The organism is Fictibacillus arsenicus (assembly GCF_001999465.1).
GTDB lineage: Bacteria > Bacillota > Bacilli > Bacillales > Fictibacillaceae > Fictibacillus > Fictibacillus arsenicus.
On the sequence record NZ_MQMF01000002.1, the window covers coordinates 1,199,928 to 1,213,823 of the forward strand.

12 protein-coding genes are annotated in these 13,896 nt (G+C 39.5%); 3 read left to right on the forward strand and 9 right to left on the reverse strand.

Going from position 1 to position 13,896, the window contains the following annotated elements:
* The first annotated feature begins 91 nt into the window (after window positions 1-91).
* Window positions 92-988, forward strand: coding sequence for a peptidylprolyl isomerase (locus UN64_RS13320; RefSeq protein ID WP_077363460.1), 897 nt, complete (start codon window positions 92-94; stop codon window positions 986-988).
* Window positions 989-1,227: 239 nt separating this feature from the next.
* Here UN64_RS13320 and UN64_RS13325 read toward each other — a convergent pair whose 3' ends face one another.
* The 9 genes from UN64_RS13325 to UN64_RS13365 all read right to left on the reverse strand — a co-directional run bounded on the left by UN64_RS13325 (window position 1,228) and on the right by UN64_RS13365 (window position 13,021).
* Window positions 1,228-1,560, reverse strand: a complete 333-nt coding sequence (locus UN64_RS13325) for a sporulation YhaL family protein (protein WP_245802019.1) — start codon at window positions 1,558-1,560, stop codon at window positions 1,228-1,230.
* 66 nt (window positions 1,561-1,626) lie between these two features.
* Window positions 1,627-2,934, reverse strand: a complete 1,308-nt coding sequence (locus tag UN64_RS13330) for an MDR family MFS transporter (RefSeq protein ID WP_077363462.1) — start codon at window positions 2,932-2,934, stop codon at window positions 1,627-1,629.
* A 372-nt stretch (window positions 2,935-3,306) separates the two neighbouring features.
* Window positions 3,307-4,266 (reverse strand): 3'-5' exoribonuclease YhaM, encoded by a 960-nt coding sequence (gene yhaM / locus UN64_RS13335; protein WP_077363465.1) that lies wholly within the window; start codon window positions 4,264-4,266, stop codon window positions 3,307-3,309.
* A 98-nt stretch (window positions 4,267-4,364) separates the two neighbouring features.
* Window positions 4,365-5,723, reverse strand: coding sequence for a HAMP domain-containing sensor histidine kinase (locus tag UN64_RS13340; RefSeq protein ID WP_077363467.1), 1,359 nt, complete (start codon window positions 5,721-5,723; stop codon window positions 4,365-4,367).
* Window positions 5,720-6,397, reverse strand: coding sequence for a response regulator transcription factor (locus tag UN64_RS13345; RefSeq protein ID WP_077363469.1), 678 nt, complete (start codon window positions 6,395-6,397; stop codon window positions 5,720-5,722). The genes UN64_RS13340 and UN64_RS13345 overlap by 4 nt, the downstream gene beginning before the upstream one ends.
* 19 nt (window positions 6,398-6,416) lie before the next feature.
* Complete coding sequence (locus UN64_RS13350) at window positions 6,417-9,278, reverse strand: ATP-binding protein (RefSeq protein WP_077363471.1); 2,862 nt, start codon at window positions 9,276-9,278, stop codon at window positions 6,417-6,419.
* An 8-nt stretch (window positions 9,279-9,286) separates the two neighbouring features.
* A complete protein-coding gene (locus tag UN64_RS13355) occupies window positions 9,287-10,501 on the reverse strand; it encodes a metallophosphoesterase family protein (RefSeq protein ID WP_171978902.1) in 1,215 nt (404 codons plus the stop codon).
* Window positions 10,502-10,854: 353 nt separating this feature from the next.
* Window positions 10,855-12,129, reverse strand: coding sequence for an ABC transporter permease (locus UN64_RS13360; RefSeq protein WP_077363475.1), 1,275 nt, complete (start codon window positions 12,127-12,129; stop codon window positions 10,855-10,857).
* Window positions 12,122-13,021, reverse strand: a complete 900-nt coding sequence (locus UN64_RS13365) for an ABC transporter ATP-binding protein (protein WP_077363477.1) — start codon at window positions 13,019-13,021, stop codon at window positions 12,122-12,124. The genes UN64_RS13360 and UN64_RS13365 overlap by 8 nt, the downstream gene beginning before the upstream one ends.
* A 146-nt stretch (window positions 13,022-13,167) precedes the next feature.
* On the opposite strand from UN64_RS13365, the gene UN64_RS13370 reads away from it, so the two are divergent.
* Together UN64_RS13370 and UN64_RS13375 are read left to right on the forward strand one after the other, a co-directional pair.
* Entirely contained in the window at window positions 13,168-13,353 is a 186-nt protein-coding gene (locus UN64_RS13370) for a YhzD family protein (RefSeq protein WP_077363479.1), read from the forward strand.
* A 29-nt stretch (window positions 13,354-13,382) separates the two neighbouring features.
* Window positions 13,383-13,817: a GNAT family N-acetyltransferase gene (locus UN64_RS13375; protein WP_171978903.1), complete on the forward strand. Its 435-nt coding sequence runs from the start codon at window positions 13,383-13,385 to the stop codon at window positions 13,815-13,817.
* The last annotated feature ends 79 nt before the right edge of the window (window positions 13,818-13,896 follow it).

The window sequence follows — 13,896 nt, forward strand, 5'->3', positions numbered from 1 at the left end:
TCATATTTCGTTTATTGAATAGGAATACTCACAACGTTTATGCTATAGTTAGAGTTGTTAAATTATTACTTCACAGTAGGAGTGTTTGAAAATGAAAAAATGGATGTTATCTTTAGGGCTAACAGCGGGACTAATCTCTTTATCCGCTTGTAATAACGCTGGTGCTGACTCAGAAGCAATTGTTGAATCAAAAGCTGGAGATATTACAAAAGAACAGTTTTACAATAAAATGAAAGAACAATATGGTGATCAAGTACTAAACCAAATGATCGATGAAATGGTGCTTGAAGATAAATACAAAGTTACAGATAAAGAGATTGATAAAGAAATCGACAAGATTAAAGAAGAGCTTGGTGGGGAAGATGCTTTTAAACAAGCACTTGAGCAAAACGGCTTATCTGATGAGAAACAGCTTAAAGAACGCGTAAAATCTATGCTTTTAAATGAAAAAGCGGCAACAGAAGGCGTTAAGATCTCAGAAGATGAAATGAAGAAAGTATTCGAAGAAAAATACAAAACAGAAGTAAAAGCTAGCCACATCCTAGTTGATGATGAAAAAACAGCTAAAGAAGTTCAGAAGAAACTTAATGATGGCGGAGATTTTGCTAAACTTGCAGAAGAATACTCTAAAGACCCTGGTTCTAAATCAAAAGGTGGAGACCTTGGTTTCTTCGGTAAGGGTGCTATGGTTCCTGAATTTGAAAAAGTAGCGTTCACTCTTGATAAAGGTGAAACGAGTGACCTTGTTAAGTCTGATTATGGTGTCCACATCATCAAAGTAACGGACAAGCGTGAAAACAAGTTCGAAGACAAGAAAGAACAAGTTGAACAAGAATTAAAACAGCAAAAAGCTAAACCAATCACTGAAATTCTAGAAAACCTACGCAAAAAAGCGGACGTTAAGATCAAAGACAAAGAATTAAAAGAAAAGATCGAAAAGAAAGCAGAACAACCGCAACAACCAGCAATGCCACAACAACAGCAATAATTCAGATAAAATCAGGCCTTTTTGAAGGGCCTGGTTTTTCTTTTTTTCGAGCCTCATTTTCATGAAAAAAACACGACCGAACAAAAATGGGCTTTAACCGTACAAAAATTTGCTCCAACCGTACAAAAAATCGTTCCCACTGAACAAAAATGCCTTTTCATACAAAAAGTTGTCCCTGCCAGGAAGACACACTCTGATAACTAACAAAAGACCTGCTGAAATTCAGCAGGTCTAACCTTTTATTCCCCTGAAGCTTTCTGCTCCGGCTCAAGTTCACCTTCACTAGCCATTTTAAAGTGCTCATTCATTTCCTTTGCTTCTTCATGAGCTCTCGCCAACTCCAGGCGTTTCATGTACACCTTTCCTTCTTCCTCGATCACCTTTTGCTCTATAACACGGTCTTCCTGGAAAAGTGTCGTTGCTTTATAACCGCTATAAATAATGCCGCATAGTACAAAATACATCCACCATGGAGTCATTACAAAGAACTCACTTACCCCTGCCGAATATTCTTTCAGTACAAATGCAGCAATGAGTATCGCACCAAAAAATAAAGCAGCATATCCTTTCATCGATAAACTCCCCCTTTTGTTAGACAAGCTTTTATTTAAGTCTATGAGGGAGCTTAATGAGATATGTCACGAAAGTGCAGGTTTTGCTTTCGTTTCAGCCGTTGAACTTGTTTTTACTTTTTTATCAAATGCCCGGAACATAACGTAGTAGATTCCCGCACTTACTACTGCTAAAACAAAGAGCAGGTAAAACGTATTATCGAAGCCGATCCACATCGTTAACGGGATAGAGATTGGCGCTATCGTACGGCCGATTGAAAAACGAAGACCCGCAGCAGCAAAGTATTGACCTCTCATGTTCTCTGGTGCCAGTTTAGAGATAAAGCTTTCCTGGATCCCTACTACCATTAATTCAGCCGTCGTAAAGATAACCATCGCCGCAAACAATACCCACATCATTGTTGTTCCGCCGAAAACGAGCATTGATACGCCGTAAAGAAGCGCGGAAAAAATAAAAACTCTTCCTTCGTTAAATCGGTTCATCCATTTAGCCATCCAAACGGTACAAAGTGCAACCATCAATCCATTTAAAGAAATTAAATATCCGAAAACTTTTTCACCTGTTAATTTGAGATCCCAATTTCCAAGTGCAATCAGCGTTTGTTCTGGCACCTTTTCTGTCAGATACACAGCCAGTAATAAATCCATCTGCATGAATGTTTGAGCAACGAGAATCCCTGCTAGAATAAACAGCAAAAATAACTTATCACTCGCAATTACCCTATAGTCCTTCAATTGTTCCCAAACCGCTTCATGCCATTTTTTGTCGGGACCTACTTGTTCAAGAATTTCTTTTTTAACCGGAACCGTTTCTTTAATGTATTTAGCAAGAACAAATGCCAGGATAATACTCCCTATTAAACATGCAAGAAGTAATTCGAAACGATGAGAGAAAAAGAATATACTTCCTAAAACCGGTCCAAATACCACAGAAATGTTGATGGATGTGTAGAACACAGCAAAAACTTCTGTACGATGCTTTTCTTCAACTACATCAGCAATCATGGCATGACTCGCCGGCCAATATAGAGATCCAAACAATCCTAATGCTGAAAAAGCGATAAACGTTAAAATAGGTGAATCCATCCAAGGAGAGTTTGCCAGAACGAAGAATACGAACGAAGCAGCCTGCCCCCATGCAGAAATAACCATCATCTTTTTGCGTCCATACCTGTCGGCACAATATCCACCGACCAAGTTTGTGATAACACCCACTACTTGTGAGAGTACAAGCAAAATACCAGCTGTTTGTTTTCCCAGCTCATCTGAAAAATAGATAGCCATAAACGGGAAGAACATCCAGAATAATAGATTTACAAAAAACTCTCCGATTAAACGAACTTTAATATTTGTATCCCAGTCTTTCCATTTCATGTTGCTCACTCTTTTCTTGTAATTTTAATTCCGTTTCTTTTAATCACTTATACCTGTCTTTTGAGCGCTTTATGGAGTAAACAACGGGATTTCTAATAAAACAGAAAAAGCCCATGGATAAGCACCCTTGCATGTGCATACCACAGACTTTTCATAAAAAGGCTGAAGATGACACAAGAAAGATCGCTCAAAAAAAGGTAGAATGCATAGCAAAATAAGCCTTTCCGAGATGGATTGGACGTTATTTAGCTTGCTTTCCTGCCTTAATTTGAACAATGCTTTTCATGAGTCATTGCCTCCTGAATGTTTTCTTATATTTCCAATTCCAAATTTAACATAATTTCAAATAATTCACAATCGTTTTGTTCCAAATTAATTTTTGGCAAATTCTGCTTGGAACTGAGGTTTATACAATGAACGGTTCTCCAAAGCGAACTGCTTCTCAGTAAATTCTCCTGGCTGCACTTTTTCCAGCGCACGGTCCATCATATTCATTCGTGCATCAAAATTATCAATCATATGAAGAATCTCTGCTTCTCTAATCAATGGCTGTTTCGGGCTTCCCCATTCGGGTTTGCTATGGTGGCTAAGCACAAGATGCTGTAGGACAGTTACTTCTTCTCCATCAATCTCCAGCTCTTTTGCTGCCATCCCGATCTCATTCACCATAATCGTAATATGACCGAGCAATTTACCTTCTAAGGTGTAAGTCGCTGCAACCGGTCCTGACAGTTCGATTACCTTTCCAAGGTCATGCAGAATAATTCCGGAATAAAGAAGATCTGTGTCTAAGGAAGGATATAGGTTGCTGAATGCCTTAGCCATATTGAGCATGGAGACAACATGATAAGCAAGACCTGAAACAAATTCATGATGATTCTTCACAGCAGCCGGATATTCCAGAAAATCCGTTTGATACTTTTTAAGCAGATGCCTTGTGATTCGCTGTATATTCGGATTTTTCATCTCAAATATGTATTGCGTGATCGTCTCCACCATTGCTTCTTGTGTGAGTGGGGCTGTTTCAAGAAAATCGCTTATTTTAACGCCGTCAAGTTCCGTTGCAGGGCGGATTGCTTTTAGTTTAAGCTGCATTTTTCCTCTGTAATTGCCCATTTCTCCAGAAAGCTTCACAATAGCTTGTGCCGCATAAAGCTCCTCATCTTCAGGAGAGCTATCCCATAATTTTGCTTCTACATCACCCGACTGATCTTGGAGGATCAGCGTTAAAAACGGCTTTCCGTTGCTGGCAGTTCCTTTTACAGATGATTTGACGAGAAAAAACCCGTCCACCATTTCTCCTACCTTATAAAAAGCAAGTCCTTTTTTCATATTCCACCCCGCCTTTCTTTGTTTTAAGTATAGCATATCCGTTTATTTAACTACTTTTGTAAACTCTAAAAAACACATTTACAATAGCTTGTTATTCTTTATCCTGCAAGTCGTTTATTAGTATTTTGATCTGGAAAGCCACACCATTTTTTTGTATTAAGCGCAGTTGCTTTACCGCCATGCAGTTCAGCAATCCGTTTTACAATAGCGAGTCCAAGTCCAAACTGGCCCTTGTTTCCTTTTCGGAACGGCTGAAAGATCTCTTCTCCTGTCACACCTGTCAATTGCTCTCCATCGTTAAAGACCTCGACGATGAAGTAGCTGCCTTTAAAGAATGCAGAGAGCCTGATCGTCTCATTCGCATAACGGAGTGCATTTTGAACCAGATTATCGAGCAAGATACTCCATTGTTCATGGTCACCGTTAATCTTGTAATGGTTGCCTGTAATTTCAAAATTTATATCTTCACGCTGATATCTGAACCGCTCAACAATATCTTCAGCAAGGTCTCCAAACTCAAACGTGTCTTTAGAAAGAACATCAAGCTTCATTGCATCAAGCTTTGTATAATACAGCATGTTTTGAACACGTTTTTCCATTCTTTGTGTCTCTTTTAAAATAACATCCATCATGTCTTCAGTCGTTTCCTTTGGCATGATGCCATCTTTTACAGACTGTGCATAGCTTTTAATCGTCATGATTGGTGTTTTCAGCTCATGAGATGCATGCTGGATGAACGTTTTTTGTGCATGATCATGCCTCAGGAGATTTTGCCTCATCTCCTCGAACTGTTTTGAGAGTACATAAAACTCGTCATCCCCCTTCCAATGAAAGGGTTCCTGCCAGTTTCTTTTTGCGATCTGCTCAAAACGCTTCCCTAAAATCGTCAGCGGTGAGCGAAGATATCTTGCCAGCCAGATCGCTGGAATAATTGAAAAGACACCTGTGAACAGCAGGATTAATACAAGTCTCAGCCACAGTCTGTTAACCATCTGATCACGGTATGTATCCCACATATAAGAGATTAAATAGACGGCTTCACCTTTGGCATTCGTTCCTGTCGAGATCACATAAAACAGAGTCGCGCCTTCATATGTTAACTCATATCTGCCTTTATTCTCTTTTTGCTCATACGCCTTTTCCGCCATCTCAACTAATACTTCTTGAGGAACGGGATCGCCTTGAGAATTGGCATACTGATCTATAATTAAAAAATGCCCGACAGACCTTTCAGCATTTCGCCTTTCAATAAAATCAACTGATGACTCCCCTTTTTGAGGAAACTGCTTTTGAGGATCACGTACTTTCTGCTGCTCGTTTTCAATAATTCTGTATGTTTCCTCTGTCAGCGTATCTTTAATGGACAGCGGATAGATAATAGCTGTCAATAAACCGATCGTAAACAGAAGCAGCCCGAACGAAAGCCAGATGCGCTGCGTCAGATTTAATCGAATCATGATGGAATGATCCTATATCCAGCACCATAGACGGTCTCTAAGTTCAGCCGCGGCATCTTCTTGCGTACACGTCTGATCACATCATCAACAGCCCGTTCAGAACCGAAGTAATCGTCTCCCCAGACATATTCAAGAATTTCTTCCCTTTTTCTTGATTTGCCTTTGTTTTCAATCAAATAGAGCAGCACATCTATTTCTTTTCCAGTTAAATTAATGATATCTCCATCCCGTGTGATTCTTCTGGATATTGGATCAATCGTATACCCAGTTATCTCAATGATCTGCGGCATTCGATTGCCAGTTTCATAAACTCTTGTTAAAAGTTTCTTAACGCGGATAACAAGCTCTCTAGGCATGAAAGGTTTAGCCAGATAATCATCACTTCCGAGCTCAAGACCCACGATCCGGTCGAGGTCCTGATCTCTTGCCGAGATGAAAATAACGGGTATATCGGAATTCTTTTTAATTTCTTTAATAATTTCATAGCCATCCATACCTGGAAGCATAATATCTAAAATCCAAAGATGCGGAGGGGATCCTTCAGAATTCTTTAATGCTTCTTCTCCATTGTGGTAAACAGAAACATTCCAGCCCTCTTTTTCCATATAAGCTTTTAAGACGTGTGAAAGATCTTGCTCATCCTCTACTAAGTAAATCGTATATTCATTTGACATGGGCATTCCCCTCCTTCAATTATTTTTCAGCTAACACAGAACCGTCTGGCCAGTGGATAAAGGGTACATTTGGCATAAGCGGCTCTAAATGGGAGTGGCAAGTAAAAAACAAAACCTGCCTGTCTTGTGCGATCTCTTGAATCAGTGACAGCGTTCGCCGCGTTCTTTTTGAATCGAAATTCACTGCAATATCATCCATAAGTATTGGGAAATCTTCTGGACCGGCATTCGCTGCAACAGCGAGCCTTATCGCTAAATAAACCTGCTCTGCAGTTCCCCGGCTCAACTCATGCGGATAAAAGCGGGTGCCATCCCCTTTTAACACTACCAGTTCATTGGCATCTGTAAATAAAATAGATTGATATTCATCTTCTGTTATTTTACTAAAATACACACTCGAAGTCTCTAAAACTGCTGGAAGCTTCGTTTTCTGGTAGTCTTCTTTCACCTTCTGCAATGCATGCTGAGCAAAACGCAGGCTGGCCCACTTCTTAACAAGAAGATTCCACTCGTCTTTTAAAAGTTCATATCGATGCAAATGCTCCGAGTAAGTGCCATCCTCTAGCAGGTTTTTCAATTCCCAATACAGTTTCCCTTTGTCTTCTGTTGCCGCAATGTGCTCATTCTTCTGAAGTTTTTCTTTTCTTTCAAGATCTTCAAAAAGCTGAACCGTTTGTTCATATTTCTCAGTTATCTTTTCCGCCATGGTTTCAATTTCATGCGGTTCGAATCCTAATGACTGCAGCTGATTGTTTAGTCCATCCTGCTCATTAGATACTTTTATAAAAGCGGCAGTTTTTTTACCTATATCGTAATAAGCTTCTTCGGTATCAGCATCAGCTTCATTCCATAGTTCGGCTATCCGATAGTTTATATTCTGAATTTGCTTTGATAGAGAGTCTTTTCGTTCTGATAACTCATTAAAGCTGTTTCTTAAATGCTCACTTTCAGCTTTATTTTTCAACTGGTTTTCAAGTCTTGCATACATTTCTTCAATTAGCTTTATGAAGTCTCCATCAGTGTCAATTTCCAAGTGAAGTGCAAGATTGTTAGCTTCATGACTTAAACGCATGAGCTCTGCTTTTGTATTCTCAAGTTTCTTGATCGCATTTTCTTTTTGTTTCATAACCTCTTTAATTTTCATGAGACTGTTCACATAGCCAGATAACATCAGCTTTTCTTTATCACCAGTATAGCCGTACTGTTCAGCCCATCTTTCTGCTTTCTCATAAACTTTAGCTTCTTCTAACTCTAAATAATCCAACTGTTTGGCAATCTGCAGATATACATTATTCTCGTGCTGTAGTGCTGCTGTTAGCTGAATCCAGAGCTTGCGGTTTTCCTCGTCTTCAAGGTAACGCTGATTAGTGCGAAGCTTATTATCTTGTGGAACAGCAGCTTTTTTTCTGGTGATGACGGCAAATCCTCCCGCTAAGAGAAGAAGCAGAATTCCTGCGTACATTACAGCATTATTTTCAGAAGACCAGCCAGACCAAATCAGAACAACCGCCGAAATAACAGGCAGCATCCAAGCGTATGGAGGAAAAGCATGGTTTTGATTCTTTTTATTTTTTTCTTGTTCATATCGAGCTAACTCTTCATCTGAGAGAAGCAAAGCTTTTCGTTCTGCTTCCTCCTTTTCCAGGTTCTCAAGCTTTACTCTGGAATCTTCTAAATCATCTTCTAATCTTTTCTTTTTCTCGATAATCACATTATATTGTTTCAAGAGCTCCTCTTGCTCTTGGAGTGAAGATAAAGAAAGCGATAATTCCTTAAGTTCCTCCTGACGCCAAGTTTCTCCTATCGCATCAAATAATCCTGATTCTTCATCACGCCACTCATCTATTAAGGTTGTAAGCTGTATGAGCTGCTCTTGTAAATGTTCATATTGAGGAAGTTTATTAAGCAATTGTTTAATTTCTTTTTGATATGACAGCAAACGTTCATCTGTTTCTAGCATTTGCTGATCCTTATCTATTTTGGCCAAACGATCTTGGATGTATTGCATTTCTCCATTTAATAGAGAAACTTCTTTTTGCCATTGCTCATATCTCTGAATACCGTTTTCCGGAAAAGTCAGCTTTATTGATCCAAACGATTTCAGTTCGTGATTCAGCTGTTTGTACTTTTCTAAAACAGGACGCAGCTCAAACAACCGTTTGATAGACCTTAACTCTTTTTGAATCTGATCCAGATTTCGGCTTGTTTCCTGTATTTTAGTCTCGAGTGATTCTTTTTGCTTTTCGATTATTTGGTAGTTTTCATTTTTTTCTTTAAGCTTTTGAAGGGATTGAGCTGAACCCTTTAACTGCTCCAGCTTTTCATTAATAACAGGCTTTTTGCCCGCTTTTTTAAACAGAACGGAATGTTTCTTTTCAAACGTCTGTTCAATTTCCAGCAGGTCGCGGTCACCTGAGATCGCCGTGCTAAGCAAGAAGTTCCCTAATTCTTCCGAAGTTAACTTATCAAGCTTCTGCAACCCGTCAAGTCCAAAGCAATATGCCCCCAAGAACAAAGACTGATCCATTCCATCTAATAATTGAATTAAAAACGATTCATCTTTTTGCTGTCCTGTTTCATCATAAATTGATACGTCTCCAGCAGCTTTTGTTCCGGCAATTCTTTCAATTGTCCATATTCCTAGTTTTGTATGTTCAACAGTAATCTTTCCGCCGGCCCGGTTGCCGTTTTTAGGATCATACTGCCTCTTTGCTTGGTTCTTTAAAGGAAACCCGAACAACATACATTTAATAAAATCCATTAATGTTGTTTTCCCTGCCTCATTTTCACCAAACAGCAATTGAAAGCCCGAACGATCCAAAGTAAGCTTGCAATCCTTTAACGCTCCAAAATGATAGATATGCAACGACACTATTTTCATAATCTCACCTATCCTTTGTACAGCTCTGCTAATAATAACTGCTCTGCCTGTTTCTTTACATCTTCCCAATCCTCTTCATCGAGCGAAAGAAATTTCCTTGCTGTTCGATGAGTCTTCAATTCAGACAAAGCAGTTTCAAGCTCTCGTTCGTCTTTCAGGACCTTCATAATATCTTGAAAAAAAAGAGACTGCTTAATAGATAACTCATCTTGGATAGCAGGACGAACATCATTTTTTAATGAAACAGTATGCACGAATGATACCTCTGCATCCTCTTCTCGCAATATCTCCTCTAAGTCTTCTAAGAAAACACCATCCAAAAGTTCTTCATACAGCGGTGTAGACCCAATTAATCGAATCGTAAGGAATATTCCTTTATGCGGATTTCTGTATGTATCTTTTATTTTTTCACACAGTGTAATAACTTCTTGCAGATGTTCAACCTCATCACATTCAACCATAACTTCGTGCCACTCAATATCTGAAGTGGCATGAAAAACGCTTGAAGCTTCGCTGCCGTTAAGAGTAACGATATATCCGCCTTTTTCACCTGTTTCACCGCTATGTCTTCCTTGGATGTTTCCGGAATAACGGACAGGAGGTTCATCATGTAGATCCATTTTTTTATGAATATGGCCAAGAGCCCAATAATCATAGTCTTTCTTCAAAAGCTCCGATAATAAAAACGGTGCATAACGGCTGTGTCCGCTATAACCGTCAGCTTGTCCGTGCAAAATCCCGATGTGATACAGATCGTCTTGCTTTTCTGGAAAATGGATCGTTCGGTTGTCTGTTACAGCTGATGTTTCATAACTGAATCCATGAAGGCAAGCAATCTTCATCCCTTCTTTTTCATAGTATAAAGATTGCACACTGCTCTCTTGAAAGAAGTGAACATTCTTCGGCCAATCTAATGCAACCCACTGACCATCAAGCGGATCATGGTTGCCATGTACGATGTAAACTTCTATATGATGAGACGCTAGTTTTGTAAAACAAGTTTTCAAAAAAGATTGCGCCTTTAAGCTCCGCTGACCGCTGTTATAAAGGTCACCGGCGATGATTACAAAATCTACTTTTTCCTGAATCGCTATATCAACAAGTCTATTAAACGACAAGAACGTACTTTCAAAAAGACGCTTCAGCATCCCTTCCGGCAATGAGGATAGCCCCTTGAACGGACTGTCTAAATGAAGGTCTGCACAATGTAAAAATTTTATCATTTCACTCATCCTCTTTTTCTACCATTCTTCCCCTCATTTTAACATATATACGAAAGCACGTTCGCTAATTTAGCTAATTACGGTACGTGTTCTTTTATTTATTACACGTTCACGCAGTAAGCCTGCAATTTCACGCAAAACTACTAAAGTTTCACGCCGTAAGAATCGAGTTCCACGCTGAACACACCTCTAGTTCTAAGCAAACTGGCTTCAGTTTCACGCCGTAAGACTTCCTCTATATTTAAACAAGTGTTTAATAACCCCGAACTTGCTAAAAATCACACAAAAAAAGAGAACTGACACCATACAGGTATTTCCCTGAATGAAACAGTTCTCTTTTTTATATATATTGACTAAAGTTCCGTTGTATTCTTCTTTTCTTCTTTGGATAAAAGAAGTGCTTGCTTGAATAGTTTCAATGAAGGTGCGTTGCCGTACATCAGAACGCCTCCGCGGTAAACGCGTGCACCGATAACTGCGAAAAGAGCGATGGCACCAATTAGAACACCAATTCCAAGTGCAATTTCCCAGACTGGCAGCGAAAGCATACCTACACGAAGCAGCATGAGCATCGGTGTAAACAGCGGGAAGTATGAAGCCGCTGCTACAAATCCAGACTCTGGATTTTCTCTGCCATACATTGCAATCATAAAGGCAGCCACTATAACGATCACCACTGGCGTCATTAGGTTGTTTACCTCTTCTACCCTGCTGATCAATGAACCCATCATGGCAAAGAGAGTAGCATAAAGGAAGAATCCTAAAATAAAGAAAACGAGAGCATAAACGATTAATGAGATTGGGATTTCGTTAAGCTTTAGCTCCTGGATAATACTTTCGCTTCCGCTAAGATTTTCGTTTAATTTTACCGCCGCAAATCCTCCAGCTACAAATAGTGCAAGCTGTGTCAAAGCGATCAGAACGATACCAAAGATTTTGCCAAACATTTGTGTTACCGGTGAAACTGATGAAATTAAAATCTCCATTACTCTGGAGGACTTCTCTGTTGCTACTTCAACCGCGATCATACTGCCATACATCATGACAGACATATACATGAAGAACAGAACCACATAAACAAGGATATAGACTTGTGCTGCTTCTTCTTCACTTTTAGCCGTTGTGGATAGTGATTCTTTTTCAAATGATACTGGGAGATAGATCGCTGCAAGCTGTTCCTGATTTAATCCGATGGACTCCGCTGCTGATTTATTCTTGATCTGCTGCAAGGCCATCTCTATATCAGTAATAAGACTTTGCTGTGTTATGTCTTCCGCTTTATATATCCCTGTCACGATGCCTGAAGCATCTTTATCTAAAATTAAAAGACCATCTAGCTTACCTTCAATTACCGCTTTTTCAGCATCACTTTCCGATTTCGTGTATGCTTCAGCTGTCAGATCATCTCCTGCTTGTTCTAACTGCGCTTGAAGTGCTGGAAGTGTATTGCCTGTTTTATCGATCACTCCTACCTTTGATGCTTCCTCCCCGCCGAACATTTTAGTAATCTCATTCATATTCGTTACTACGAATAATAAAGCAATAGTAATAAGAGTTGTGATCAAAAACGGTTTTGACTTTATCTTAGAGCGGTATGTATGCATCATGACCGTAATAAATTTACTCATGAACCACACCTACCTTTTCTATGAAAATATCATTTAATGAAGGTTCTTCGAGTTCGAACTTTCTAACAAATCCTTTGGACTGGACTGCTTGGAACAAACTATGCGCAACTTCTTCCCTTTCAACTTGCAGCGTTATGCCATCTGCAGTCATGCGGTGCTTCAAAACGCCATTTGTATCTTTTAAATACGTAAGATCAAAATCTGCTTTTACCGATACATTCTTCTTTCCGAATGATCTCTTAATCTCTTTTAAGTTGCCTTGTACGACTGCCTTCCCTCTATGCATAATGCACAAATGCTGACACAATTCTTCAACATGTTCCATTCTGTGACTGGAGAACACAATGGTCGTACCTTCTTTTTTCAGTTCATGAACGGCATTTTTCAAAAGTTCAACATTTACGGGATCCAGTCCGCTGAACGGTTCATCCAGAATTAATAGTTCAGGACGATGAATGACTGCCGCAATAAATTGTATTTTTTGCTGATTTCCTTTTGAAAGAGATTCTACTTTTTTATTTATGTATTCTTCCGCTCCAAATCGCTTTAACCATGTATTTGTTTGTTCCTGAATAAGGGGACGCGGCATACTGCGCAGCTGCCCTAGGTAGACAAGCTGTTCCTTTACCGTAAGCTTCGGATAGAGTCCTCTTTCTTCGGGTAAATAACCTATAAGATCGCTCGTTTGATAAGAGATTTCTTTTTGATCCCATGTAATCTTTCCATGTGTAGGAGTCAATAAACCTAAAATCATTCTGAAAGTAGTTGTTTTACCAGCACCGTTTGCACCTAGCAAACCGAAAATTTCACCTTTAGGAACTTCTAAATTCAGTCCTTCTACTGCTGTAAAAGTTCCGAATTGTTTTCGTACGTCTTTAATCTGTAACATCAACTTCCCTCCCCGATGTAAAATATACCATATTCTACCTTATACGTGGGTTCAAATCATTAGTTTCACAGAATTTATTGCTGATTTTGCAGGAAAAATCCGTCGAATGTTGAAATCAAGTTTTAGATACGAAAGGAGTTAGACTTTTCATGAATACATATGCATTGACTGCTTACGAAAAGAACGGTGAAAAGATATTAGATGAGGCCATTACGGCATCAAATGATTCTGAAGCAAAAGAACGTGGAGAAGCCCGTCTGGCTGAATTAAACATGCAAGAAAAAACGCATCGTCTGACTTCACCAAAAGGACAGCTGCTTCTTTTCCATCGCTAATGAAACTCATGGAAACGAGGGGAAAAACAGTGAGTGAAGTTATAATTCGAGAAGCACGTTATGAGGACAGCTACGAACTTTCTTTATTAATGGGTGAGCTTGGTTATCCCACTGCTCCTGAAGAAATGACTGAGCGTTTAGAAACGCTGCTTCCAAACGAAGCATATGCTTGTTTTGTTGCTTGCATAAACGATCAGGTTATTGGCATGATCGGTCTGACAAAAGGTATCTACTTTGAGAAAAATGGCTGTTACGCCAGGATTTCTGCTCTTATTGTAAGTGAAGAATTCAGAGGCAACGGCATCGGCAAACAGCTTGTCCGCTATGGAGAAGAATGGGCTAAAGAACAAGGAGCAACTGCAATCTTGCTGAATAGCGGAAAACAAAGGACCGATACTCATGAGTTTTACCGGAGTTTAGATTATGATGATACAGGACTTCGTTTTATTAAAGTGATGCTTTAAAGTGGTTAATTTCCGTTCCAGGTTGCTTCGCTTTCCGCGGGGCGTGCGGTGAGCCCCTTACCGCTTTGCGCCATTAAAG